Origin of the sequence: Pseudooceanicola marinus, from assembly GCF_020177265.1 — a bacterium.
GTDB classification, from domain to species: domain Bacteria; phylum Pseudomonadota; class Alphaproteobacteria; order Rhodobacterales; family Rhodobacteraceae; genus Pseudooceanicola; species Pseudooceanicola marinus_A.
Genome location: NZ_JAIVMC010000004.1, coordinates 305,193 through 330,861, shown reverse-complemented (window position 1 = coordinate 330,861; position 25,669 = coordinate 305,193). Strand labels below are relative to the sequence as shown.

The 25,669-nt window shown below is 68.3% G+C and carries 22 protein-coding genes; 12 read left to right on the top strand and 10 right to left on the bottom strand.

All coding sequences use genetic code 11. The annotated features are described in order from the left end of the window. The first annotated feature begins 152 nt into the window (after window positions 1–152). On the top strand, window positions 153–2,069 hold the full coding sequence (locus LC066_RS08670) for a PAS-domain containing protein (RefSeq protein ID WP_224898017.1): 1,917 nt from the start codon (window positions 153–155) through the stop codon (window positions 2,067–2,069). Continuing rightward, window positions 2,066–2,770: a response regulator transcription factor gene (locus tag LC066_RS08665; protein ID WP_222477553.1), complete on the top strand. Its 705-nt coding sequence runs from the start codon at window positions 2,066–2,068 to the stop codon at window positions 2,768–2,770. Before LC066_RS08670 ends, LC066_RS08665 begins: the two co-directional genes overlap by 4 nt. Before the next feature lie 37 nt (window positions 2,771–2,807). Here LC066_RS08665 and LC066_RS08660 read toward each other — a convergent pair whose 3' ends face one another. Next, a complete protein-coding gene (locus LC066_RS08660) occupies window positions 2,808–4,004 on the bottom strand; it encodes a hydantoinase/carbamoylase family amidase (protein WP_224898014.1) in 1,197 nt (398 codons plus the stop codon). Between the two features lie 155 nt (window positions 4,005–4,159). Here LC066_RS08660 and LC066_RS08655 point away from each other — a divergent pair, with 155 nt between their 5' ends. Both LC066_RS08655 and LC066_RS08650 read left to right on the top strand, forming a co-directional pair. Beyond that, the gene (locus LC066_RS08655) at window positions 4,160–5,218 is read left to right on the top strand and encodes a saccharopine dehydrogenase (protein ID WP_224898012.1); all 1,059 of its coding nucleotides are present in this window, start codon (window positions 4,160–4,162) and stop codon (window positions 5,216–5,218) included. After that, window positions 5,215–6,372, top strand: coding sequence for a saccharopine dehydrogenase family protein (locus LC066_RS08650; RefSeq protein ID WP_224898010.1), 1,158 nt, complete (start codon window positions 5,215–5,217; stop codon window positions 6,370–6,372). The genes LC066_RS08655 and LC066_RS08650 overlap by 4 nt, the downstream gene beginning before the upstream one ends. 121 nt (window positions 6,373–6,493) lie before the next feature. On the opposite strand, the gene LC066_RS08645 is transcribed toward LC066_RS08650, so the two are convergent. From LC066_RS08645 to LC066_RS08625, 5 genes are all read right to left on the bottom strand, one after another. Then, entirely contained in the window at window positions 6,494–6,820 is a 327-nt protein-coding gene (locus LC066_RS08645) for a DUF3775 domain-containing protein (protein ID WP_222477549.1), read from the bottom strand. Between the two features lie 83 nt (window positions 6,821–6,903). After that, window positions 6,904–8,139 (bottom strand): DNA recombination protein RmuC, encoded by a 1,236-nt coding sequence (locus tag LC066_RS08640; RefSeq protein ID WP_224898008.1) that lies wholly within the window; start codon window positions 8,137–8,139, stop codon window positions 6,904–6,906. Then, entirely contained in the window at window positions 8,136–10,097 is a 1,962-nt protein-coding gene (gene mutL / locus LC066_RS08635; RefSeq protein ID WP_224898006.1) for a DNA mismatch repair endonuclease MutL, read from the bottom strand. Before mutL ends, LC066_RS08640 begins: the two co-directional genes overlap by 4 nt. A gap of 443 nt (window positions 10,098–10,540) precedes the next feature. Beyond that, complete coding sequence (locus LC066_RS08630; protein WP_224898004.1) at window positions 10,541–10,876, bottom strand: hypothetical protein; 336 nt, start codon at window positions 10,874–10,876, stop codon at window positions 10,541–10,543. A 44-nt stretch (window positions 10,877–10,920) separates the two neighbouring features. Then, entirely contained in the window at window positions 10,921–12,141 is a 1,221-nt protein-coding gene (locus tag LC066_RS08625; protein WP_224898002.1) for a urate hydroxylase PuuD, read from the bottom strand. A gap of 309 nt (window positions 12,142–12,450) precedes the next feature. Here LC066_RS08625 and LC066_RS08620 point away from each other — a divergent pair, with 309 nt between their 5' ends. Continuing rightward, the gene (locus tag LC066_RS08620) at window positions 12,451–12,831 is read left to right on the top strand and encodes a rhodanese-like domain-containing protein (RefSeq protein WP_224897999.1); all 381 of its coding nucleotides are present in this window, start codon (window positions 12,451–12,453) and stop codon (window positions 12,829–12,831) included. 140 nt (window positions 12,832–12,971) lie between these two features. Here the strand turns inward: LC066_RS08620 and LC066_RS08615 are convergent, their stop codons facing one another. Continuing rightward, window positions 12,972–14,303, bottom strand: a complete 1,332-nt coding sequence (locus tag LC066_RS08615; protein WP_222477539.1) for an ammonium transporter — start codon at window positions 14,301–14,303, stop codon at window positions 12,972–12,974. Window positions 14,304–14,334: 31 nt separating this feature from the next. Next, entirely contained in the window at window positions 14,335–14,673 is a 339-nt protein-coding gene (locus tag LC066_RS08610) for a P-II family nitrogen regulator (RefSeq protein WP_085889004.1), read from the bottom strand. Window positions 14,674–14,938: 265 nt separating this feature from the next. On the opposite strand from LC066_RS08610, the gene LC066_RS08605 reads away from it, so the two are divergent. Further along, window positions 14,939–17,155, top strand: a complete 2,217-nt coding sequence (locus LC066_RS08605; protein ID WP_224897997.1) for a transglycosylase domain-containing protein — start codon at window positions 14,939–14,941, stop codon at window positions 17,153–17,155. A gap of 104 nt (window positions 17,156–17,259) precedes the next feature. On the opposite strand, the gene LC066_RS08600 is transcribed toward LC066_RS08605, so the two are convergent. Continuing rightward, a complete protein-coding gene (locus LC066_RS08600) occupies window positions 17,260–17,871 on the bottom strand; it encodes a phospholipid-binding protein MlaC (RefSeq protein ID WP_224897995.1) in 612 nt (203 codons plus the stop codon). Next, the gene (locus tag LC066_RS08595; protein WP_224897993.1) at window positions 17,861–18,709 is read right to left on the bottom strand and encodes a VacJ family lipoprotein; all 849 of its coding nucleotides are present in this window, start codon (window positions 18,707–18,709) and stop codon (window positions 17,861–17,863) included. Before LC066_RS08595 ends, LC066_RS08600 begins: the two co-directional genes overlap by 11 nt. Window positions 18,710–19,207: 498 nt before the next feature. On the opposite strand from LC066_RS08595, the gene LC066_RS08590 reads away from it, so the two are divergent. The 6 genes from LC066_RS08590 (at window position 19,208) to LC066_RS08565 (ending at window position 25,667) form a co-directional block, all read left to right on the top strand. Further along, entirely contained in the window at window positions 19,208–20,947 is a 1,740-nt protein-coding gene (locus LC066_RS08590; protein ID WP_224897991.1) for a type I secretion system permease/ATPase, read from the top strand. Next, window positions 20,944–22,254: an HlyD family type I secretion periplasmic adaptor subunit gene (locus LC066_RS08585; RefSeq protein WP_224897989.1), complete on the top strand. Its 1,311-nt coding sequence runs from the start codon at window positions 20,944–20,946 to the stop codon at window positions 22,252–22,254. The genes LC066_RS08590 and LC066_RS08585 overlap by 4 nt, the downstream gene beginning before the upstream one ends. A gap of 618 nt (window positions 22,255–22,872) precedes the next feature. After that, window positions 22,873–23,337 (top strand): RidA family protein, encoded by a 465-nt coding sequence (locus LC066_RS08580; protein WP_224897987.1) that lies wholly within the window; start codon window positions 22,873–22,875, stop codon window positions 23,335–23,337. A gap of 1 nt (window position 23,338) precedes the next feature. Next, window positions 23,339–24,106 carry a glycerophosphodiester phosphodiesterase family protein gene (locus tag LC066_RS08575; protein WP_224897985.1) on the top strand — a complete coding sequence of 256 codons (768 nt, stop codon included), beginning with the start codon at window positions 23,339–23,341 and terminating at the stop codon, window positions 24,104–24,106. A gap of 32 nt (window positions 24,107–24,138) precedes the next feature. After that, complete coding sequence (locus tag LC066_RS08570) at window positions 24,139–25,377, top strand: GNAT family N-acetyltransferase (protein ID WP_224897983.1); 1,239 nt, start codon at window positions 24,139–24,141, stop codon at window positions 25,375–25,377. Beyond that, window positions 25,374–25,667 (top strand): 4a-hydroxytetrahydrobiopterin dehydratase, encoded by a 294-nt coding sequence (locus LC066_RS08565; RefSeq protein ID WP_224897981.1) that lies wholly within the window; start codon window positions 25,374–25,376, stop codon window positions 25,665–25,667. The genes LC066_RS08570 and LC066_RS08565 overlap by 4 nt, the downstream gene beginning before the upstream one ends. Window positions 25,668–25,669 lie beyond the last annotated feature (2 nt).

The window sequence follows — 25,669 nt, the reverse complement described above, 5'->3', positions numbered from 1 at the left end:
AAACTTTGCCGCGAAGTTTTGCCGCATCATTTCCGGATCCTTTCGAATTGTTACAGGTGCCGCAGGCGCGAAATCCACGCTGCAACTGCAAAGCGAACCCCTTCCTCGACGGCCCGTTTCCCAGTAGGTCTGACCCGGGGAGTGGAGGAATTATGACGAGCCATCAGGCACGTACCGACCGGATGACCATGGCCGGGCTGAACATGATTCAGCAGGCGCTGTCGATCTACGATCAGGATCTGCGGCTGGTGCAGTGCAACCGGCGCTTCCGGTCAATGTTCGATCTGCCCGCCGAACTGACCCGCCCCGGCGCGGGTTTCGAAGACACGATCCGGTTCTTGTGCGAATCCGGCGAATACGGCCCCATCGACGACTTGGAGGAGGCGATCCGCGTGCGGGTCGAAAAGGCCCTGGCCTTCGAGCCCCACTACCTGGAACGCCCCCGCGCCAACGGCCGCGTCATCTCAGTCGAGGGGGCGCCACTGCCCGAGGGCGGCTGGGTCACCGTCTACACCGACATCACCGAGACCAAGCGCCAGGAACGCCTTCTGCGCGCGCGCTCGGCCGAGCTGTCGGCGGAACTTCTGACCCGCGCGGAGGAGCTGGCGGCCACCAACCGCGCGCTTCAGGCCACGAACTCGGCGCTGGAAGAGGCCAAGCGCGAGCTGACGGAGATGGAGGCGCGCACCCGGCTGACCACCGAGATGCTGCCCGCCCACGTGGCCCATGTGAACCCGGACCGGATCTACACCTATTCCAACCGCCGCCTCAGTCGGATCATGCCGGGACGCCCGGCGCATATCGTGGGGCTGCACATTGCCGACGTGCTGGGCCGGCAGGCCTACGAGGCGGTGCGCCCCTACCTTGATGCCGCGCTGGCGGGGCAGCCCGGCACCTTCGAGTTCACCGACGAGGCCAGTTCGCGCCGCATCCGCACCGCGCTGACCCCCAACGGGGCCGACGGGGCCTATATCATGTCGATGGACGTGACCGAGGAAACCCAGACCCGCGCGGCGCTGACCCAGACCCGGCGGCGGGAACTGGCGGCGCAGATGACCTCGGGGATGGCGCATGATTTCTCCAACCTGCTGACCATCATCCTCGGCCTGCAATCACAGCTGTCGCGCATGGACCTGCCGGAGCCCGCCCAGGGGCTGGTCGGCGCCACCCTGGCGGCGGCGAAACGCGGCGGGCGCCTGCTGGACCGGATCGCCGACACCACCAGCGGGCGCGATCACACCCCCGGCCCCGTCCTCTGGTCCGACTTCCTGCGCGACTTCGCCACCCTGGCACGTTCGGCCCTGACCGAGGACATCTCGCTGGTACTCGACGATGACCTGGGCGCGCGGCGGTTGTGGCTGGACAGCGGGCTGTTGCAGGACAGTCTGCTGAACCTGGTGCTGAACGCCCGCGACGCCCTGGCCGGCCAGCCGGGCGAGATCCGCCTCGAAAGCCGCTGTCTGAAGGACACCTGGCTGGAGATCACCGTTTCGGACACCGGCCCCGGCTTCACCGACAAGGCGCTGGAGAAGGCGCTGACTCCCTTCTTCACCACCAAGGGCGCCGAGGGGTCGGGGCTGGGCCTGTCGATGGTCTATGACATGACGCAACGCGCCGGCGGACGGATGCGCCTGGCCAATGCGGGCGGCGCGCAGGTCACGCTGGACCTGCCCTGGCGGGAGGCGCCGCAGCCGGTGACGCCGGGCCTCGCACTGCTGGTCGAGGACAGCCCCGAGCTGCGCCGTTCGATTCGCGACATGCTGGTCGCCATGGGCTATTCGGTGATCGAGGCCAGCGCGGCGGAGGAGGCGCGCGCCATCGCACGTGACCTGCCGGATCTGGTGATGATCCTGTCGGACCTGACGCTGGAAGGCGGATCGACCGGGCTGGACCTGCTGGAGGCCCTGCCCGAGGCACCGCCACAAGACCGGCCGCCGCTGTTCTTCATGACCTCGCTGCGCCCCGACCACCCGCTGCACCGCCGCGCCGCCGCCCGTGCGCCCGTGCTGCAGAAACCCTTCGACCAGGAGGCCCTCACCGGCTTCCTCTCTCTGGGAGGAGAGCCATGACCGCGCCCCTGATCGCCATCCTTGATGACGAACCGGACATCCGGACCATCCTGTCCTCGGCGCTGGAGGAGGCAGGGTTCCGCAGCCAGGCCTTCGGTCGCGCCACCGAGTTCGAGGCGGCCCTGCGCCACATGACGCCGGACCTGTGCCTGGTGGACCTGTCACTGCCCGACCGCGACGGGCTGACCCTGGTGCACCGACTGGCGCTGGAAAAGGGCGCGACGGTCATCATCATCTCGGGGCGCGCCCAGGTGCAGGACCGGGTGACCGGGCTGGAGCTGGGGGCAGATGACTACATCATCAAGCCCTTCGATCCGGCGGAGGTCGTGGCCCGCGTCCGCGCCCGCCTGCGCCGCGACCGCCCCGGCACCGGCGAGGCCAGCCAGACCGCGCGTTTCGCCGGCTGGACCGCCCATTTCGACCGGTTCACGCTGGAAGACGCCGAAGGCGCCGAGACGCCGTTCAGCCAGGCCGAAGGCGAGGTGCTGCGCCTCTTCCTCGACCGCCCGAAACGGCTGGTCAGCCGGGCGACGATGCAGGAGGTGCTGGGGGGCGCCGCCGGCGAAAGCTTCGACCGGGCGATGGACGTGCGCATTTCGCGGCTGCGCACCAAGCTGCGCGAGGATCCGAAGAACCCGCGCCTGATCAAGACGATCTACGGCGCGGGCTACATCTTCCTCGGCGACGTGACCTGGGACTAGGCTGTCACGCCCGGATCAGACGAGGATCAGGCCAGTGTCATGCCAGTCGCGTCGCGGCCTCGGCCAGCACCTTCAGCCCGGCGGCCAGATCCGCCTCGTCGGTATCCTCGGCAAAGGCATGGCTGATGCCGTTGATCGAGGGCACGAACAGCATCGCCACGGGCATCAGCCGGCCCACGCTGGCCGCGTCATGCAGGGCGCCCGACTGCATCTTGCGCCAGCGGCCCGGCACCTGGTCCTCGGCAGCCCCTTCCAGCGCGGCACGCAGGCCTGCGTCCATCGGCACCGGCTCAAGTCCCAGCATGCCGGAGGTCGACAGGGTCATGCCGGTCTCCTCCGCCACTTCGGCCGCGGCGGTGCGGATGATCTCCTCCATCCGGTCCAGACGGTCCTTGTCGCCGTCGCGCCACTGCATGGAGAAGCTGCAGCGCCCCGGCACGATGGAATGCGATCCGGGGTGCAGTTCGACGTCGCCGGTGGTCCAGACGGTTTGCGGCGTAACCACGTTGCGGAAGCGATCATCGATCAGCGCCTGGAAGCGCAGCATGGCCTGGAAGGCGTCGCGGCGGCGGTGCATCGGCGTGGTGCCGGCGTGGTTCTGTTCCCCCTCGAAGGTCATGGTCATGTCGCGGATGCCCACGATGTCGCTGACCACGCCCACGGCCTCCCCCGCCTCATACAGCCAGGGGCCCTGTTCGATGTGGCATTCCAGGAAGCCGGTGAACCGGCTGGGATCGACCGGACCGGTCACCATGTCGGCCATCCGCGCGCGCGCCTCGGCGAAGGTCACACCGTCGCGGTCGACCAGCTGATCCGCCTCCTCCAGAGAGGTATTGCCCGACCAGACCCGACTGCCCGTCGTCACGCCGAACCGCCCCTCCTCGTCCTGGAAGGACACGGCGGAGATCGGCACCCCGGCGGCGGCGCCCGCGCGCGCCAGTTCCAGCCCGCAGATCACGCCAAGCGCCCCGTCCAGCCAGCCGCCCTCGGGCTGGCTGTCGGAATGGCTGCCCACCAAGAGCGAGCGGCCCGGCGCCAGGCCGAAGACCGACCCGCAGGGATCCACCGCGACCTCCAGCCCGGCGTCGGCGTATTGCTCGGCCAGCCAGCGGCGCGCCGCGATGTCGGGATCGGAATAGGCCGGGCGCACGACCCCCTTGCCGACACCCGCCGCGCCGAAGCTGCGCAGGGTGTGCAGGTCTGCCAGAAATCGCTCCGGGTTCACGGGAATCATGGGGGGCCTCCTGTCTGTCTCCGGTCCGAGACAACAGCTTTGTGCCACTAAAGGCAAATCGCGGCGCTTCGGGGGGCCTGCCACCTCGATACGGCACCGCTTTGATTGCATCCCAGAGGCGGCCCGCTATACCGGGTGACCGAAAGGAGCCTCTCATGACCCACATCTGGCTGCGCGCCGAACAGCGCCCCAACGAAGACCGGGCCGGCCTGACGCCCGAGGGCGCGCGCGCGCTGATCGAGAAGGGCTTCCGCCTGAGCGTCGAGGAAAGCCGCACGCGCATCCTGGACATCGAGGGCTACCGCGATGCGGGGGCCGAGATCGTGGCCGAGAACAGCTGGCCCGAGGCGCCCGAAGACGCGATCATCTTCGGCCTGAAGGAGCTGCCCGAGGACGGCACGCCCCTGCGTCACCGCCACATCATGTTCGGCCATGCCTACAAGGGTCAGCCCGCGGGGCAGGAGTTGCTGAAGCGGTTCCGCGCGGGGGGCGGCACGCTCTATGATCTGGAATACCTGGTGGATGAAACGGGGCGCCGCGTCGCCGCCTTCGGCTACTGGGCCGGGTATGCCGGGGCCGCCGTCTCGCTGATGTGCTGGGCCGCGCAGCAACAGGGCACGCTCTGCCCGCCCGTCGGCGCCTACCCCGACAAGGAGGCCCTGCTGTCGGACCTCTCGGAACGGCTGACGCCCTACGACCGGCAACTGCCGCGTGCCATCGTCATCGGAGCCAAAGGCCGCGTCGGCACCGGCGCCTCGGACCTCTGTGCCGAAATGGGCTGTGACGTGACCAAGTGGGACATGGCCGAGACCGCATCGGGCGGCCCCTTCCCCGAGATCGCGGAGCACGAGATCTTCGTGAATTCGATCCTGGCCATGCCGGGCACGCCCGTCTTCGTGCCCGTGGCCATGGCCGATGGCCCGCGCAAGCTGACCGTCATCGGCGACGTGGCCTGCGACCCGACATCCGATTTCTCGCCGATCAAGGTCTATGACCGCACCACCACCTGGGCCGCTCCGGCCCTGCGGGTGCGCGACACACCGCCCCTGGACGTGATGGCGATCGACAACCTGCCCTCGATGCTGCCCAAGGAAAGCAGCGAGGATTACGCGGCCCAGCTGCTGCACTCCCTGCTGACGCTGGATGCGCTCGACGCAGGGGTCTGGGGGCGCGCGAAGGCCGAATTCGACACGCATATGGAGGCATTGGCATGAAGATTCATTGGTGTGGCACGGGCCTGTCGGCCGTCCCCGGCCTGCGGCGCCTGCTGACGGGCAACTACCCCGTCGTGGTCTGGAACCGCACGGTGGCGAAGGCCGAGGCCGAGGTGGGCGACCTCACGAAGGACATCCGCCCCTTCACGCTGGAGGCCGTGGCGCAGGCGCTGGAGCCCGGCGACATCGCCGTCTCGATGCTGCCCGCCGACCTGCACGTCCCGCTGGCCAAGGCCTGCCTGGAGAAGGGCGCGCATTTCGTCTCCTCCTCCTACGTTGCGCCCGAAATGGCGGAGTTGGACCAGGCGGCGAAGGACAAGGGCCTGAGCTTCGTCAACGAGGTGGGGCTGGACCCGGGCATCGACCACATCCTGGCCGATGATCTGGTGGCCCGGCTGAAGGACAGCGGGCTGGGCGAGGGCCTGGACATCTCCTTCACCTCCTACTGCGGCGGCTTCCCCAAGGTTGCCAACGACTTCCGCTACAAGTTCAGCTGGTCGCCCTTGGGCGTGCTGAAGGCCCTGCGCTCGCCCTCCAAGTCGCTGAAGGGCGGCGAGGAGTTGAACGTGGCGCGCCCCTGGGATGCGATCACCCGCTACGAGAACCCGCTGCCCGGCGGCGAGGTCTTCGAGGCTTACCCGAACCGCAACTCCCTGCCCTTCATCGACCAGTACGGCTTCGACCCGGCGTGGAACGTGCAGGACTTCGTGCGCGGCACCCTGCGGCTGGACGGCTGGTCGACCGCCTGGGCGGATCTCTTCAAGGAAGTGGAAACGCTGGAAGGCCCCGAGGGCGACGCGCGCCTGCGCGAGATCTCCGAAGGGCTGTGGAATGACCACGCCTATGACGAGGGCGAGGCCGACCGCGTGGTGATGTTCGTGCGCCTGACCGCCACCAAGGACGGCGCGCCGGTCTTCGATCAGGCCTGGGCGATGGATGCGTCGGGCAAGGACGACGGCAGTGCCATGGGCAAGCTGGTGTCGATCACCGTCGCCATGGCGATCGAGGCGCTGGTCGCCTCGCGCCTCGCCACGGGCGTCGTCACCGCGTCGAACGCCGCCGACCCGATGTTCGCCGAGGACATCCGCCGCGAGTGGATCGCCGAGGTCGAGGGCATGGCCGACACGCTGGAACGGATCGACTACCTGGCCTGAACTGCGCAAACGGAACGTGACGAAAGGGGCGCCGCAGCGATGCGGCGCCCCTTTTCCATTGCGAAGACTACAGGAGGCACAGCCCCTGCGGGGCGGCAGACCACGTCCCCAAGGATCGGTTTCAGCCGCCGCGCACCAGGTCGTCTTCCTCGTCCGAGGCCGACAGGCCAAGCGCATCGAGGCCGTTTTCCAGGTGATCCGACAGATGCGGCGTGCCCAGCAGGTAATCCGCCGTGGGCGTGCTCGCCTCGGTCTTGGCGGTGGCGATGGCCTCCTCCAGGTCGTCGGCATCGAAGCTTTCGCGCCCGATCCACATGATCGCGACCAGGCTGGCCAGTTCATCCTCGTTCAGATTTTCGAGGAAGGCACGCAGTTCTCCCTCGGCGCGGTTCAACTCCCGCGCCATGAGGATGACATTGGCGACCTTGGAGATGGAAATTTCTAGCATGGCGTTTCCTCCTGTTCGTCGCGGAGCATGCAGGCAAAAGCCTACGCCCTTCCTTGATTTGCCGCAAACTCAGGTTTTTCGCCTCAGCTTTTCGGCGGATCCTGGGTGAGGCTTTCCAGTGGGCTGTCGGCCTCCGGCGCCAGCTCCTCGAAGTCGAAATTGTCGAGCTTCAGCGCACGTTTGCCGGCCCGTTCGGCGGCGGTGCCGATGCCGTCCAGGTCCTTGCGGGCCTGGGTGAAATGGGTGTCCAGCTTGGCCACCCGTTCCACCACGATCTCCACGTCGCGGTGCAGCAGCGACAGGGTCTTGCGGATGGCGCCGGCCTGTTCGCGCATGCGCGCGTCCTTCAGGATGGCGCGCATGGTGTTCAGCGTCGCCATGCAGGTGGTGGGCGAGACGATCCAGACCCGGGCGGCGAACCCCTCTCGCACGATTTCGGGAAAATTGGCGTGCAACTCGGCATAGACCGCTTCCGAGGGCAGGAACATAAGCGCGCCGTCGGCGGTCTCTCCCTCGATGATGTACCGCTCGCAGATCGCCTTGATGTGGGCGCGCACCGCCTGGCGGAACAGGGTCTGGGCGCGGGCCTTCTGGTCCTGGGTCTGGGCGCCGCGCAGGGCCTCGTAGGCCTCCAGAGGGAACTTGGCGTCAATGACGATCGGCCCCGGCGGGTTGGGCAGGTGGATCAGGCAGTCGGCGCGGCGGTCGTTCGACAGCTTCGCCTGCACCGTGTAGCTGTCCGAGGGCAGCGCCTTGCCCACGATGTCATTCAGCTGGATCTCGCCAAAGGCGCCGCGGGTCTGCTTGTTCGACAGGATGTCCTGCAGCGACAGCACGTCGCCCGACAGCTTGGTGATATTCTCCTGCGCGCGGTCGATCACCTGCAGGCGCTGTTGCAGCTCCGCCAGGCTTTTCGTCGTCTTTTCCGACCCGCCGCGCAGCTGCTCGTTCATCTTCTCCTGCATCTCGGCCAGGGCGCGGGCCTGCTGCATCGCGTTGGCATGCAGGCGGTCGTTCATCTGGCTCTGCACATGGGCCAGCCGCGCCTCCATGGTCTGCACCATCCGGGTCTGGCCGTTGGTCTGCGCATCCGACACGGTGCCCAGGCGCCCGGCCAGCTGCTCCTGCCCCGACGCCAGCCCCTCGACCGTGCGCGACAGCTGGCTCATCTGCCAGATCACCGGCTCGGACGAGCGGCCGGCGGCGCGGATCGCGAAGACGATCAGGACAAGCAGCACCAGAAAGGCCACGCCGCCGATGACGGCGGCGAGGGCAAGGGGGTCGGACAGGTCGATCTGGGTGGTGCCGATCTGGATCATGTGCGGCCAAACAGCCTTTCGATATCGGAGAGCTTCAGCTCTACGTAGGTGGGGCGGCCGTGGTTGCATTGCCCGGAATGGGGGGTCGCCTCCATCTGCCGCAGAAGTTCGTTCATCTCGGCCACCTGCATCCGCCGGCCCGAGCGGATCGAGCCGTGGCAGGCGACGCGGCTGAGGATCGCCTCGATGCGCGCCTGCAGGGTCAGGCTGTCGTCCTGATCGGTCAACTCGTCCAGCACGTCCCGCAGCAGGGCCTCGGCGTTGATCTCGCCCAGGATGGCGGGGGTTTCGCGCACCGCGATGGCGCCGCCGCCGAAGGGTTCGATGACCAGCCCCATGCGCGCCAGGTCGTCCGCGGCGTCCAGCAGGCGCTGCGCGTCGCCCTGCGACAGCTCGATGATCTCGGGGATCAGCAGGGCCTGGGCGGCCACGCCGTTCTCGGCCATCTGGCGTTTCAGCTTCTCGTAGACCAGCCGTTCGTGGGCCGCGTGCTGATCGACGACGACCATGCCACGTGTGGTCTGGGCGACGATGTAGTTCTCGTGCAGCTGTGCGCGGGCCGCGCCCAGGGGGTGTTCTTCCAGCGGGGTCTCATTGGTGCCCTGCGGCAGATCCTCGACCACCGGCTCGAACCGGGCGGAGGGGCCGGTGTCGAGGCTGGGCAGCCCCCAGTCGGGTGCCAAGGTTTCCGCGAACCCTGCCTCGCGCTGGCCGCCGAAGGTCGGGCGCACCGGCGCCTCCCGCCGGTACTGGCTGTCGTACTGGTAGACCCGATTGGCGCTGCCCTCGGGGGCCTGCGGCGCAGGCCCAAGCGCGCCCATCGGCGACGCGCTGCCCCCTGCGGGTTCGGGCCGGAAGGCCCCCAGCGTGGCGCCCGCGACGGTGGTCGAGGCGCGATGCCCGGCCTCGGCCAGCGCATGGCGCAGGCCCGAGACGATCAGCCCCCGCGCCGTGCCCGGGTCGCGGAACCGCACCTCGGATTTCGCCGGGTGGACGTTCACGTCGACCAGATGCGGATCACAGTCGAGGAACAGCGCGGCAGCCGGGTGCCGGTCCCGCGACAGGAAATCGAAATAGGCGGCGCGCAGGGCGCCGGTCAGCAGCTTGTCCTTCACCGGGCGGCCGTTGACGAAGAGGAACTGCGCCACCGCTGCGCCGCGCGAATAGGTCGGCAGCGCCGCATAGCCGGTCATGCGGATGCCGTCGCGCGTGGCGTCGATGGCCAGGGCATTCTCCGCGAACTCGCGCCCCAGGATGGAGGCGAGGCGCCCGTGCAGCGCATCGAACAGGTCCCCGGTCTCGGGATCGGCGCGGAAGGTCACCCGCGCGTCCCCGCCCTTGCCCGAGGCACCGGAGGCGTCGCGCAGGGTGAACCCAACGTGCGGCTCGGCCATGGCCAGGCGCTTGATCACGTCCGACACCGCCTGCATCTCCGCCCGGTCGGTACGCAGGAACTTCAGCCGCGCCGGCGTGGCGTAGAAGAGATCGCGCAGCTCGACCACCGTGCCCTTGTTCAGGGCCGCCGGCTTCACCTCCCCCAGCTGGCCGCCGGACACCCGCAGTTCGGCCGCGTCATGGCCCTTCGCGCGGGAGGTCAGGGACAGCCGCCCCACGGCCCCCAGCGAGGGCAGCGCCTCGCCCCGGAAGCCGAAGGAGTGGATGTTCAGCAGGTCGGTGCCGTCGATCTTCGAGGTGGCATGGCGCGACAGCGCCAGCGGCAGCGCCTCCGGCGTGATGCCGCAGCCATCGTCGGCCACGCGGATCAGGGTCTTGCCGCCATCGGCCACGGTCACGTCGATCCGGGTGGCGCCCGCGTCGAGGGCGTTTTCCACCAGTTCCTTCACCGCCGAGGCCGGGCGTTCGACCACTTCGCCGGCGGCAATGCGGTTGATCGCGGCATCGTCGAGCTGACGGATGACGGGCTGAGAATCGAGGATATGGGGGTCGGGACGCTGCATGCCGCCAAATGTAGCAGGTGCCGAATGAGTCGGAAATGGGGGCTGCGCCCCGGAGAACGGTGGTCAAAGGGCCCCTCTCCCGCACAGGCTCCTTTTTCCCAACACCGTCCTCCCCGCATGCCATGCATCCCCCAGAAGCCGGGCTGCGCCCTCCCCTGGGTGGGCGCGCAAACATGCGAGCGAAGCGATCCACCCGCTAGGCCAGGGTCCGTTCCGCTATCCACACCCCGTGCAAATGCGCCCTCCCGTGGGGAGGGGAGGGCGCAGCCCGGCGTGCCGCCGGGCAGAAGGGGGCTATAAGCGGGCGCTTTGAGCTACGCGACATGCGGCCCAGAACCAGAGCCTGTCGCAGTCCCACGATCTCTCGCAACAAAGCGCCCCCAAAGCCCTCCGCGTCGAGTGAACGAGACGCACGGCGTGCAGTCTCTGCTATGAACGGGCCATCACTCCCGCGCCTGTGGCCAGGCCGCCGGATTGGTCAGGCAGATCGTCCGGTGCGCCTTCTCTGGTGCGTCGGTCAGGTAGATGGTCAGCTCGGCCAGTGCGGCAAAGGCGACAAGGCGCACCCGCGCCGGATCCTCGGCAGCCGGACAGGCGCCCGCCACATGCCATATCTCCTGCGCCTCGGCGCGGAACGGGCGGATCGACACCGCCAGAGGAGTGCCAAGGTTGCTGATGGTCACGGTCACCGGCGCGGCCAGGATCTCGGCCCCGGCCTGCCCCGCCGGCAGCAGCGACACGAGCACCCCGAGCAGAGCCAGACGAAACCTGCGGCGCATTGCGGCCTCCTGTAACCTCGCGGTCAGGGCGGCCCAAGCGGTCGTCAGCCCTTGATCGCCGCCTTGTACCAGTCGCGGATGGCCTGACGTTCCTCCTCTTCGATGAAGGAAACGTTAGCGGGCGGCATGGCATGGGTCAGCCCGGCCTGCAGGTAGATGCCGCGGGCGTTGCGCACGATGTCGGCCTCGGTGTCCAGGCGCACGCCCTTGGGCGCCCAGAGGATCCCGTCCCAGAAAGGTTCGGCGCCGTGGCACATGGAACAGCGGCCCATCACGATGTCATGCACATCCTCGAACCCCTCGGCCTCGGCAAAGCGGCTGAGGTGGGCCGAAGCCTCCTCCTCGTAGACGTCCGAGCGGAACAGTGGCGCGGTGGACAACCACATGATCAGCAGGAAGATCAGCGCGGTCAGCAGCCAGGTCCAGTAGGGCATCCCTTTCTTCGCATGCATGCTGTTGAAGAAATGCCGGATGGTGACGCCCATCAGGAAGACGAGGCTGGCGATGATCCAGGTGTACTCGGTCGAGAACGCCAGCGGGTAGTGGTTGCTGAGCATCATGAAGATGACCGGCAGCGTCAGGTAGTTGTTGTGGGTCGAACGCTGCTTGGCGATCTTGCCGTACTTGGCATCCGGGGTGCGGCCCGCCTTCAGATCCGCCACCACGATCTTCTGGTTGGGGATGATCACCATGAAGACGTTGGCCGACATGATCGTCGCGGTGAAGGCACCCAGGTGCAGCAGCGCGGCGCGGCCTGTGAAGACCTGAGTGTAGAAATAGGCCAGCGCCACCAGGATCACGTAGAGCAGCAGCATCAGCCGGGTGTTGTTGTCGCCGAACTTCGATTTGCAGATCGTGTCATAGGCCAGCCAGCCGAAGCCGAGCGAGGCCAGCGAGATCGCGATGCCGCCCCAGGCGGGGATGTCCAGCACGTTGGGATCAACCAGGTAGAAATCGGCGCCGAGGTAATAGACCAGCCACAGCAGGGCAAAGCCCGACAGCCAGGTGGCGTAGCTTTCCCATTTGAACCAGACGAGATGATCGGGCAGCGCATCGGGGGCGACCAGGTACTTCTGGATATGGTAGAAGCCACCGCCGTGCACCTGCCATTCCTCGCCATCTGCAGGGCCGGGGATGGACCGGTTCAGGCCCAGGTCCAGCGCGATGAAATAGAAGGACGAGCCGATCCAGGCGATCGCCGTGACCACGTGCAGCCAGCGCACGGCGAATTCCAACCAGGCCCCGATGGCCACCAAATCGTACATATGTCCCGTCCCCCGGTTCTTGTCTTTTCGTCAAAGCATAAGCACGGATCCCGGAGCGCGGCAATCGGACGGGGCCGTGCGGTGCGGAATGGACGCAGCGGCGCCCAGCGACAGGGCAGACCCCGGGCCCCGTCGTCGTCGCAGCAGGGCCAGCGGATTTCTGCGATGCGGCGAGCCGCCACGGGCGCTGGCCCTCCTCGACCGGGCGGGACGGCCCTACATCCATGACAGACGCGGGCGATGGCAGGCCATTGGCTCCCCGGACCTGCCCTGCCTCGCGTCATGACCCTCACATCACAGGAGAGAGCAATGGAATCGGAAACCGTGGACGGCGTCGAACTGGAAACCTGGACGCCGCAGGAGGTGCATGACGCCCTGGCCGAAGGGCACATCGTGCTGATCGACGTGCGTACGCCACAGGAATACATGTTCGAGCATGTGGTCGGATCGCTGCTGATGCCCATGTCCTTCTTCGCGCCGCACTACCTGCCCTCCCAGGGCACCAAACGGATCGTGCTGCACTGCGGCTCCGGCGTCCGATCGGAGAAGATGGCCCGCGCGGCGATCGCGGCGGGCATCGACAAGATCGCGCACATGGGCGGCGGTTTCGGCGCCTGGAAGGAGGCCAAGCTGCCCTACATGGGCACCGACATGGGCACCGGCGCCCCCAGCATGGTGAACCCGGAATAGACACCGGGGGCGCTCCCGCCTCGGATCGAAAAGGGGTCTGCCGCAAGGCAGGCCCTTTTTCATGTCGCGTCACCCTGCCGGAAAAGAAAAAGCCCGGGCGCGAACGCCCGGGCAGGTAGTGGCTGAATATGGAAGGAGGATCAGCCTTTCGAGAACTCGGGGTAGGCTTCCATGCCCAGTTCCGCCATGTCGAGGCCAGCGATCTCGTCTTCTTCGGAGACGCGGATGCCCATGACGGCCTTCAGGATGAACCAGACCACGGTGGAGGCCACGACGGTTGCCGCGCCGATCACCACGATGCCGTACAGCTGGTCGCCGATGGAGGCGGTGCCGGTCAGGACGACGGCCAGGGTGCCCCAGATGCCGCAGATCAGGTGGACCGGGATGGCGCCAACGACGTCGTCGATCTTCAGCTTGTCCAGCAGCGGGACGGAGAAGACGACCAGGATGCCGCCGATCATGCCGATGATGGTCGCCAGGCCCAGCGAGGGGGCCAGCGGTTCGGCGGTGATCGACACCAGGCCGGCCAGGGCGCCGTTCAGCACCATGGTCAGGTCGACCTTCTTGTACATCAGCTGGGTCAGGATCGCGGCCGCCACGGCACCACCCGCAGCAGCGGTGTTGGTGTTGGCAAAGATGCGCGACACGTCAGCCACGTCACCGACGGAGCCCATGGCCAGCTGCGAACCACCGTTGAAGCCGAACCAGCCAAGCCACAGGATGAAGGTACCCAGGGTGGCGAGGGTCAGGTTGGAACCGGGGAAGGCGTTGACGCGACCGTCGGTGTAGCGACCCAGGCGCGGGCCCAGGATGATGGCACCGGTCAGAGCAGCCCAGCCGCCGACAGAGTGCACGATGGTCGAACCGGCGAAGTCGGAGAAGCCTGCTTCACCCACGAAGCCGCCGCCCCAGGTCCAGGATGCGGTGATCGGGTAGATGACCGAGGTCAGGATCACGGTGAAGATCAGGAAGGGCCACAGCTTGATGCGCTCGGCCAGGGTGCCAGAGACGATCGAGGCGGTGGCGGCACAGAACATCAGCTGGAAGAAGAAGTCCGAACCGGTGGAGGCATAGCCGTAGTCGTCCGCGGCTTCGGCGGTCACGCCGACAGCTTCCAGGACGCCGGGGCCGAACACGCCGGACAGGACGCCGTCAACGGCCCAGGTGCCCAGCGGGTACATCAGGTTGTAGCCGATCAGGTAGTAGAAGATCGAGGCGACACCGAAGAGCACCACGTTCTTGGTCAGCTGCATGGCCACGTTCTTGGAACGGACCAGGCCCGCTTCGAGCATGGCAAAGCCGGCGGCCATGAAGAAGACCAGGAAGCCGGCCACGAGGAACAGCAGCGTGTTCAGGATGAAGACGACGTCGGTCGGCACAACGGCCGGCGCAGCGGCCTCGTCTTGAGCAAGGCCCAGGCTCGGCAGCGCGATTGCGGCTGCGGCAAGACCCAGTTTTGCGAAGGTTTTCATTGGATTAGTTCCCTTTCCCTGTCGGAGCGTCTCAGAGCGCGTCGTCGTTGGTTTCGCCGGTCCGCACCCGAACCGCCTGCTGGATGTCCAGCACGAAGATCTTGCCGTCGCCGATCTTGCCGGTCTTGGCGGTGGAGGTGATGGTCTCGACCACCTGGTCGGCCATGGCCGCGCTGACGGCGATCTCCAGCTTGATCTTCGGCACGAAGTTCACCGCGTATTCCGCCCCGCGGTAGATCTCCGTGTGACCCGACTGGGAGCCGAAGCCCTTGATTTCAGTCACCATCATCCCGCGCACGCCGATCTCGGTCAGCGCCTCGCGGACCTCCTCCAGCTTGAACGGTTTGATTGTCGCAATGATGAGTTTCACTACTATCCCCTTCCTTCTTCGGGCTATCGCGCAGTCCGCGCCCGCCCTTTGGCACCGGCAGCTAAGCCGTGGAGCCCCCTTTTTCGGAACAGAAGGCCGCCCTGACCAGTGCAAAACGCCCGATATGTGCCTTCAAAATGCGCAGATCCCATTTTTTGCTCATTATTTATGCTTTATGTTAACCGTGTGACGGGCACGCGGTCCCTCAACATTCCGGCGCGCAGGCTGTATCCTGACAAAAATCAAGAAGCACCGGGCAGGCAGCATGAGTGATTCACGACGGCGCAAACCGCCTTTGGTGGCGGACAAACGCTATGGGGGAAAACCCCGGGCGAAACCGCCGGCGCGCGGCAAGACGACCGCGCGCAAGGGCAGCGGTGGTGGTGGCGGCAAACGGCCGGGCCCGCCCCGCAAACCCGCGCGCCGCAAGAGCCCGCAGAAGCACCGCAACCCGGTGGTGGCCTTCGTTCTGGGCCTCTTCGGCTGGATCTTCGGCCTGATCTGGCGCGTCACCTGGCGTCTGGTCGCGGTGACCGTGGCGCTGGTGGTGCTGGCCGCCGGCATCAGCGGGCTGACCATGCCGCCGATCGATGACCTCTATGACGGGCGCGCACGCGGTTCGGTGACCATCCTGGATGACCAGGGGGAGGTCTTCGCCTGGCGCGGCGACCAGTTCGGCGGCGTCGTCACCGCCGACACCGTCAGCCCGCACCTGAAGAACGCCATCGTCGCCACCGAAGACAAGCGGTTCTATCGGCATTGGGGCGTCAGCCCGCGCGGTATCGCCAGCGCCATCCGCATCAACCTCAGCGAGGGACGCGGGCCGCTGTCGGGCCACGGCGGTTCGACCATCACCCAGCAGACGGCGAAACTGCTGTGCTTCGGCCAGGCGTACGATCCCGAACAATGGGACAGCGAAGCCGCTTACGAGTCCGACTGCCGCCAGGGCACCCTGCTGCGCAAGGGCCGCGAGGCGATCTATGCCCTGGGCATGGAGATGCGCTATTCCAAGGATGAGATCCTGGGCCTCTACATGAACCGCGCCTACCTGGGCGAGGGTACCCGCGGCTTCGAGGCCGCCAGCCAGCGCTATTTCGGCAAGTCGGCGGCCAATGTGACCCCGGCCGAGGCCGCCATGCTGGCGGGCCTTCTGGTCGCCCCCACCCGGTATGCGCCGACCAACAACCTGGCCCGCAGCCAGAGCCGAGCGGCAACCATCGTGCGGCTGATGGAGGATCAGGGCTATCTGTCGGCCAGCGCCGCGCAGAACGCCATCGACCATCCCGCGCAACTGTCGAAACGGGCACAGGACCAGTCGGGCGGGTATTTCGCCGACTGGATCATGTCCTCGACCCCGGACTTCCTGACCTCGAAGACCACCGCCGACGTGATCCTGCGCACCACCCTGGACCAGCGGATCCAGACCGCCGCCGAGGATGCCCTGAAATGGGTCTTCGACGAGAAGGTCCGCGAAGGCTCCGAGGCGCAGGCCGCCGTGGTGGTGATGAGCGCCGATGGCGCCGTGCGCGCCATGGTGGGGGGCCGCGACGTTCAGGCCTCGGGCGTCTTCAACCGCGCCACCCAGGCGCTGCGGCAGACCGGGAGCAGCTTCAAGCCCTTCGTCTATGCCACCGCGCTGGAACTGGGCTGGCATTACAACGACATCGTCGAGGATGCGCCGCTGACCATCAACATTCCCGGCTCCGGCCCCTGGAGCCCGGAAAACTATGACCACCAGTTCCGTGGCCCCGTCACCCTGGAAGAGGCGCTGATGAAGTCGCTGAACATCCCGGCGGTGCGCGTGGCCGAGGCGGCCGGCCTCGACAACGTGCGCCAGATCGCCAGCGACTTCGGCATCGAAAGCGACCTGGCCGCGGGTCCCGCCCTGGCGCTCGGCGCCTCCGAAAGCACGTTGATCGAGATGGTCGGCGCCTATGCCGGCATCCTGAACGGCGGCTCCTCGGTGACGCCCTACGGCCTGCAGGAGGTGCGCCTTCAGGGCGACGCGGAGCCCCTGATGGGCAGCGAGGGCGGCATCGGCGAGCGGGTGATCCGCGAGGATGCCGCGCGCGAGCTGATCTACATGATGCGCCAGGTCGTCACCCAGGGCACCGGCGGCCGCGCCGGCCTGCCGGACCGCGAGATCGCGGGCAAGACCGGCACCACCCAGGCGGCGCGCGATGCTTGGTTCATCGGTTTCTCCGCCGATTATGTCGCGGGCGTCTGGATGGGCTACGACGACAACACGCCGCTGACCGGCGTGACCGGCTCCGGCCTGCCGGCGGAGATCTTCCACGAGGTCATGGCCCGCGTCCACGACGGCCTGCCGGTGCATGAACTTCCGATGCTGCACCCCGCGCCGGAACCCGCGCGGACCATCGCCGACAACGGTCGCGGCGGCAGCTCCGGCGGAGGCGGCGGGGGTGGCGGCCTGGAAACCGCCATCGAACGCGCGCTGAAGGACATCTTTGGCCTGAACTGAGGCGCCTGCCGACACCGACAAAAGCAGAGGCCCCGCGATTTCCACCGCGGGGCCTTTTCACATCCTGAACAGGGTTCGGGCCCGGCCGGGCCGCCCTTGAGGGCTTAGCCCGTGCGCTGCAGCTGCGCCGTCAGCGCGCCCACGTCGCCGCGCTGCGCGTCCAGCATGGCGCCGATCTCGGACCGTTCCGTGGCCAGCATCGATACGCCCTCGATGATCATCTCGTAGAAGAGCCTGTTGCCGCCGCGTTCCGCCACCAGGAAATCCACGTCGAACGGCGCCTGGCCACGCAGGTTGAACACCGTCTTCACGATGAAGCGATCCCGGTAGGGTTCGGCCCCGGTCACGGTGATCTGGGCGCCGATGAACTCGCGGAACCGCTTGCCGTATTTGCGGGCAATGTAGCCGGTGAAGGCCTCGGTGAAGGCCGACAGCTCGCCCGAGGACAGGCTGCGCGCCTCCGGCCCGAGGCAGGTGCGCGCGATGGCAGTGACATCGGCGTAGCGGCGAAGCATCGCCTCGAACTGAGGGATCATCTGCGCCTCGGAACCGCCCGAGTTGATCACGCTGTTGATCTCCGCCACGACGCGGTCGACCAGCTGGGTGGCCTCCGACGCGCTCAGTGCGCGGGCCGGCGCCGCCGGTAGAAACGCCGCCGACGAAAGGCCGGCCAGGCCGGTCAGCGCCGCCCGGCGCGAGATCCGCTCACTCCGCATAGGGGTCAATGTAGAGGTCATCCGCATAAGGGTCGATATAGGCCGCATCGCTGTCCGTCCCGTTGTCATCATAGGGGTCCACATAGGACTCCTGCTGCGCATCGCCAAGTTGATGGCGACGATTTTGCAGGTAGATCAGGCGCAGCTGCGCGTAGCTGTCGGCGCTGTCCTGAAGGATCGAATCGACCGTGCCGGCCTGATAGCCGCGTTCCCCCACCCTGCTGACCACGGCGCTGCCGCGCTTCAGCCGCCGCTCCGACGCATCCAGCGCGGTGTTCAGCGGGTTGGTCGCCAGGTCGACGATCATCCCCGCCGTCGCCCGCTCGGTCGAGGGGCCGAAGACCGGCAGTTCCTGGTAGGCGCCCTGGGGGACGCCCCAGACGGCCAGCGTCTCGCCGAAATCGGTATCGCGCGGTGCGATGCCGAAGGCCGTGGCCGCATCTAGCAGACCGCCGACGCCGATGGTCGAGTTCATCACGAAACGGACCGTGTTCACCGCCGCATTCTCGAACCGGGCCTGCAGAAGGTTGTTCACCACGTCCGCCGGAGTGCCGAGGTTGTCGGCGAAATTGCCCACCATCTCGTTCACCGGCTTGGGCACGACGGTCGCATAGGTCACGCCCACGGGACGCAGCACGGCGCGGTCCAGCCCCTTGTTGAAGGCATGCACCTGGCGGTTCTGCGCCTCGTAGGGATCATAGGGCTCACCCGCGCGGGTCACGCTGCCCGGTTCGGGCGTGCTGCAGCCGGCGGCGGCCAGCAGGGCGAGGCCGGCCAGCGAGGGGGCTAGAGACCGCAGGGCACGGCGCGCGGAGGGGGTCGGGCTTGGCTGTGTCATGAATGGCGATCTCGTTTCACTGGTCTCGACTGGCGGGCAAAAGGGCGGGCCCGGGCGCAGGATGCCCGACAGGCTTTATCTATTCTTTAAAGGCTCAGGTGCCATAGCTGCAAATACCCCGAACGCGGGGTTGTGGCCACAAAGCGACAAGCCGCCGCTCGCGGACCGGGCCGAAACGCCGGCATCGCAGCGTGTCGTTCCTGGATCTGCACCGTAGTGCCGGGCGGGTGGGACCAGCTCTGACTGAACCCCGAGCCTGCAGGCCGGAGGTAAGGCACCGGCGGTGCGAGGGAAACCGGGCATTTCCGCGCAACGCCCTGCGCGGGCGTGCGCAATGCAGGATCGAAGGGGCGCACCGGCGCGCTCCGCATTGGGGGCCGTGCGGCTTGCGGCGTCGGTCACCGGCCCGAGGGGACGCAGGTAGCGGCGTTATCGGACAGATGCCTACGCAGTGGGCAACCGGGGACCAGCCAGCCCGCAATCAGAGAGGAGTGGCGCGTGACGACAGACCAGCGGCAGGAAGGCGCAAGGGAACTGCGCCGGATCAGGGCCGAGAACCGGCACCTCTACTGGCTGATCGGCCTGTTTTCCGTCTTCTGCAACCTGCTGATGCTGACAGGACCACTCTACATGCTGCTGGTCTATGACCGGGTTCTGTCGTCCCGCTCGGTCGAGACGCTGATCGCGCTGACGGCGCTGGTGGCTTTCCTCTTCGCCGTCATGGGCGTGCTCGACGGGGCGCGGTCGCGGCTGATGGCGCGGATCGGCGCGCGTTTCCAGGCACGCCTGGACCGGCGGGTCTACGAGGCGTCCCTGCTCCGCGCCTCCGACCGGCGCGATCCTAGGGCGGAGACGGCGCTGCAGGATCTCGACGCGATTCGCGCCCTGCTCGGCTCGCCGGTGCCCGCCGCCCTGGCCGATCTGCCCTGGACGCCGCTCTTCCTGGGCGGCATCGCCCTCTTCCACCCGGCCCTCGGCCTGCTGGCCCTTGCCGGCGGCGCGGCGCTGGTGACGCTTGCGGCCCTGGGCCAGGGCTTCGGCCGCGACCGGCAGGCGGCGGGGTTGTCGGCCGGGTTCGCCGCGCAGGCCCAGGCCGACCAGATGCGCGCCGAGGCCGGCCTGGTGCGCGCCATGGGCATGCAGGGCGCCGCCTGGCGCCGCTGGCAGCACCTGCGCTCGGACGCGCTGTCGCAGATGACCGGGGCCGCCGATCTGACCTCCGCGCTGACGGCGATGAGCCGGGCGCTGCGCCTCTTCCTGCAATCGGCGATGCTGGGCCTGGGCGCCTGGCTGGCCCTGCGGGAACTGCTGTCGCCGGGCGCCATGATCGCCGGGTCCGTCCTGCTGGGCCGGGCGCTGGCCCCGGTGGAAACCCTGGTCGGCCAGTGGCCGCTGATGAGCCGCGCGCGCCGGGGCTGGGCCTCGCTCGCCACCCTGCTGGGAGAAGCACCGCCCGCGCCACCGCAAACCGCCCTGCCCCGCCCCAAGGCCCGGCTGGAGGTGGCCCAGGCCAGCATCGTGCCCCCGGGCGACCGGCAGGCGGCGCTTCGCATGGTCACCTTCACGCTTTCCCCGGGACAGGCCTGCGGCGTCATCGGCCCCTCCGGCGCGGGCAAGTCGACGCTGGCGCGCGCCCTGACCGGCGCCTGGCCCTGCGCGGGCGGCACGATCCGGCTGGATGGCGCAACGCTGGATCAATACGACCCCGACACGCGCGGCACGCTGATCGGCTACCTGCCGCAACGGGTGGAACTGTTCGAAGGCACGATCGCCGAGAACATCGCGCGCATGGCCGAAAACCCCGACGATGCCGCCGTCGTCGCCGCGGCGCAGAAGGCCGATGCCCACGAGATGATCGTCAAGATGCCCGAGGGCTACGACACCCGGGTCAGCCCCCGCGGCGGGCGGCTGTCGGGTGGGCAGATCCAGCGCATCGGCCTGGCCCGCGCCCTATACGGCACGCCGGTGCTTCTGGTGCTGGATGAACCCAATTCCAACCTCGACAACGAGGGCAGCCAGGCGCTCAACCAGGCGATCCGCGCCCTCAGGGCCGAGGGCGGCGCGGTGCTGATTATGGCGCACCGGCCGGCGGCGATCCAGGAATGCGACCTGCTGCTGATGCTCGACAACGGCCAGCGGGTCGCCTTCGGGCCCCGCGACGAAGTGCTGCGCAAGGTGGTGGCCAACCACAGCCAGATCCAGGCCAGCGCCGGCAACGGCGCGGGGGGGCTGAGATGAGCCGCCGCGACGGGCGCGGCCCCGATCCCCTGGTCGTGCGCGGCCCGGTCATCGCCGGGCTGGTGACCCTGGCGCTTCTGATCGGCGGCTTCGGCGGCTGGTCGGTATTGACGCAGATCGCCGGCGCGGTGATCGCCCCGGGCCAGATCGAGGTCGAAAGCAACCGCCAAGTCGTGCAGCACGCCGATGGCGGCCGGGTCGATCAGATGCTGGTCGAAGAGGGCCAGACGGTCCCGCGCGGCGCCACGCTGGCGCGGCTCGACCCCGGGGCGCTGCGTTCGGAACTGGCCATCGTGGAAGGCCAGCTGCATGAGCTGATGGCCCGCCGCGCCCGGCTGGAGGCGGAACGTGACGGGCTGGACGCGCCCCGGTTCGATCCCGAGCTGACAGCCAATCCCACGCCGGAGGTCCGCGCCCTGATGGAGGGACAGCGCCGCCTGCTCCTGACCCGCCGCGAGGCCGCCGCGCAGGAGGGGGCCCAGCTGGAGAAACGCCAGGGCCAGATCCGGGCCCAGCTGTCCGGGCTGCGCGCCCAGGAGGCGGCGCTTGGCACCCAGGCCGCTCTGGTCGGCGAAGAGCTGGCAGTGCAGCAGAACCTGCTGGACCGCGGGTTGAGCCAGCTGGCCCGGGTTCTGGCCCTGCGCCGGGAGGCCGCCCGGCAGGAGGGCCAGCTGGGCGAGCTGGCCGCGGCCCGCGCCGAGGCGGAGGGGCGCATCACCGAGATCGAGCTTCAGATCCTGGCCCGCGCCACTGCCCGCCGCGAGGAGGCCATTGCCACCCTGCGCGACCTGCGCGTGCGCGAATTGGAGCTGGCCGAGCGCCGCCGCGCCCTGCGCGATCGCCTCGACCGGCTGGAGATCACGGCGCCGGTCGCAGGCGTCGTTCACGGGCTGCGTGTCTTCGGCCCCGGCGCGGTGATCCGCCCGGCGGAACCGCTGCTGTACCTCGTGCCGCAGGACCGGCCGCTGCTGATCGCCGCCCGGGTCGAACCGATTCACGTAGACGCCCTGCACCTCGGCCAGGAGGTGCGGCTGCGGTTTTCCGGCTTCGACCGGCGCAGCACGCCCGAACTGACCGGGACGCTGACCCGCATCTCCGCCGATGCCTTCACCGACGAGGTCACGGGGCGCAACTTCTACCGGGCCGAGATCCGCCTGGCCGAGGGGGAGCGGGAGCGGCTGCCCGAGGGGCTGGTGCTGATCCCCGGCATGCCGGTGGAGGCCTTCCTGCGCACCGAGGATCGCACACCGCTGGCCTACCTGGTGAAGCCCTTCGGCGACTACCTGGCCCGGGCCTTCGTCGAATAGCAGCCCCGTTGCACAAGGGACCGCCCGTGCCGGGCGGTGCCTCCGGCGTAAGTATTTGCGACAAGGTGAAGACAGGGCGGGGCGCAGGAAGACGCAGACCTGCGGCGGGATGGAGAGGTTACCGCACGGGGCTTGGCGCGGCTTGCGGCGCTTCGAAGTGTGGTTGGCCCTGAAGCGGGAAAGCCGGGGGTGGGCGATGCCGGGTAGCGCCTTTCATCCTTGCCCGTCGGAAGTCCCGGGAGAACTGGCCGATGAAGCCTCGGCGATGTCAGGATTGGTGCGCCGCATCGGACCGCACGTCCCGTCTCCCGCGCGCCCGAGGCCCGCCCCGGAAGAGATGGGCCAAGCCCCGGCAGTCGCAACCGCCCAGGCCATCGAGAGGGCCCTTCCGACACGGCATACGACGGCAGCCCATGACAGGCATACGGCCCGGACCTTATGGCCAGGGAGACCAGCGCTATGGATCACCCGCTTCGCCCCGGTAGCCACCGCGCACAGGCGCCCTCCCTTCGGCGGCGCATGGCCGATCCGCAACGCCCAGCAACAGACGGGCCTTTGGGCTTGCAATCGCAGGTCTGCCCGCTAGCGTCGCGGCCGACAGCCTGAGAGGAGCTACCCATGAGCAATGCGATCGAAACCCGCCTGGCCGAGCTGGGCGTGACCCTGCCCGACGCCGCCGCCCCCGCCGCCAACTACGTGCCCTTCGTGCAGGTCGGCAACCTGCTGCACATCTCCGGCCAGGTCAGCATGGACGCCAGCGGCCTGGTGAAGGGCAAGCTGGGCGACGACATGGATGTCGAGGCCGGCGCCGCCGCCGCCAAGCTGTGCGCCATCGGCCTTCTGGCCCAGGTGAAGGCCGCCTGTGGGGGCGATTTCACCAAGCTGAAGCGCGCGGTGAAACTGACCGGCTTCGTGAACTCGACGCTGGACTTCGGCGACCAGCCCAAGGTGGTCAACGGCGCCTCCGACTTCCTGGTCGAGGTGCTGGGCGATGCTGGCCGCCATGCGCGCTCTGCCGTCTCCGCCGCCTCGCTGCCCTTCGGCGTCGCGGTCGAGATCGAAGGCATCTTCGAGATCGAATGACATGACCGCCCTGCCCCAGGACTTCCTGCGCCTGCCGATCGCCCACCGGGCCTACCATGACCGGGACGCGGGCCGCCCCGAGAACAGCCGCGAGGCGATCGAGGCCGCCGTGGCGGCAGGCTACGGGATCGAGATCGACCTGCAGCTGTCGGCGGACGGCGAGGCGATGGTCTTTCACGACTACACGCTGAACCGGGTGACGGCGGAGACGGGCGACGTGGACGCCCGGGACGCGGCGACGCTGTCCGCCATCCCGCTGTCGGGCGGCGAGGCCGGCATCCCGACCTTCGCCGAGGTCCTGGCCCAGGTCGCGGGCCGCGTGCCCCTGCTGGTGGAACTAAAGGACCAGGACGGGCGCGACGCCCATGCCCCCGGCACGCTGGAGGCCCGCGCCGCCCAACTGGTCGAGGGGTATGACGGGCCGCTGGCCTTCATGTCCTTCAACCCGCGCATGGTCGGCCGCTTGGCCGAGCTGGCCCCCGACTGGCCGCGTGGCCTGACCACCTGCGCCTACGAGGGAGAGCATTTCGCCCATCTCTCGGCGGAGGAGAAGGCCTACATGCAGGCCCTGGGCGCGGTCGAACCGACGGGGTCGTCCTTCATCAGCCACGAATGGAAGGACCTGACCCGCGACAGCGTGACAGCCCTGCGGGCGAAGGGCCTGCCGGTCTTCTGCTGGACCATCCGCTCGGCGGAGGAAGAGGCACAGGCGCGGATCCATGCCGACAATGTGACCTTCGAGCACTTCGCGGCCGAAGTTCCCGCTTGAACACCGGGCGGGGCGCGCCAGATTATCGCGAAATGGAACGCCCCGACCCCACCCAGGACCCGACCGCTGCCGATACCGCCCCCGGCGCCACGGCGGAGATCGAGATCAGCACGCTCAACAGCCTTGGCGGCATTGCCGAGGCCGAGTGGGACGGCTGCGCCTGTCCCGAGGCCGCGGACGGCGGCCCTCCCGTCGATCCCTTTACCACCTGGCGCTTCCTGAAATCGCTGGAAGACAGCGGATCCGTCGGCCCCGGTACGGGGTGGGAGCCGCACTACCTGTTGGCCCGCCAGGGCGGCGAGCTGATCGCCGTGGCGCCGCTTTATGCCAAGGGGCACAGCCAGGGCGAATACATCTTCGATTTCAACTGGGCCCATGCCTATGAACAGGCCGGCGGCGACTATTACCCGAAGCTGCAGATCGCCGTGCCCTTCACCCCCGCCACCGGCCGCCGTTTCCTGGTGAAACCGGGCCACGAGGCCGCGGGGATGAGCGCGCTGATCCAGGGCGCGGTACAGATCGCCGCCGATAACGGGCTGTCCAGCCTGCATGCCACCTTCTGCACGGAAGGAGAGGCGCTGGCCGCCAAGGCCATGGGGTTGATGCACCGCACCAGCCAGCAGTTTCACTGGCTGAATGACGGCTACAGCGATTTCGACGACTTCCTGTCGAACCTCAGCTCGCGCAAGCGCAAGAACATCCGCAAGGAACGCGCCCAGGCCCAGGCCTTCGGCGGCGAGATCCTGGCACTGACCGGCGACGCCCTGCGCCCCGAACACTGGGACGCCTTCTGGGGCTTCTACCAGGACACCGGCGCGCGCAAATGGGGCACGCCCTATCTGACGCGCGCCTTCTTCGACCTGGTGCAGGACCGCATGCGCGACGACGTGCTGCTGGTGCTGGCCCTGCGCGACGGCGAACCCGTCGCGGGGGCGCTGAACTTCATCGGGCGCGAGGCGCTCTTCGGCCGCTACTGGGGCGCGCTGGAGCACCATCCCTGCCTGCATTTCGAACTGTGCTACTATCAGGCCATCGACGCCGCCATCGCCCGCGGGCTGAAACGGGTCGAGGCCGGGGCGCAGGGCGAACACAAACTGGCGCGGGGCTACATGCCCAGCGTCACCCATTCGGTCCACTGGGTTGCCGATCAGGGCTTTGCCCGCGCGATCGCGCAATACCTGGAGGCCGAAGCCCGCGCCGTGGACGAGGACATCGAGGTCCTGACCGCCTACGGCCCCTTCCGCCGCGACAGACAGGAGGAACAGGAGTGACTGAAATTCTCGACGAATCCGTAAGGGCAACCCTGCTGGGGCCCCTCTTCGACACCGGCTGGGAGGTCGAACGTGACGGCGACGTGCTGGTCAAGACCTTCACCTTCGCCGATTTCACCGAGGCCTTCGCCTTCATGACCCGCGCCGCCCTCTGGGCGGAGAAGTGGGACCACCACCCGGACTGGAGCAATGTCTACAAGACGGTCACTGTGCGCTTGACCACTCATGACATGGGCGGCATCACGGCAGCTGACGCGAAACTTGCACGAAAAATGGATCAATTGGCGTAATG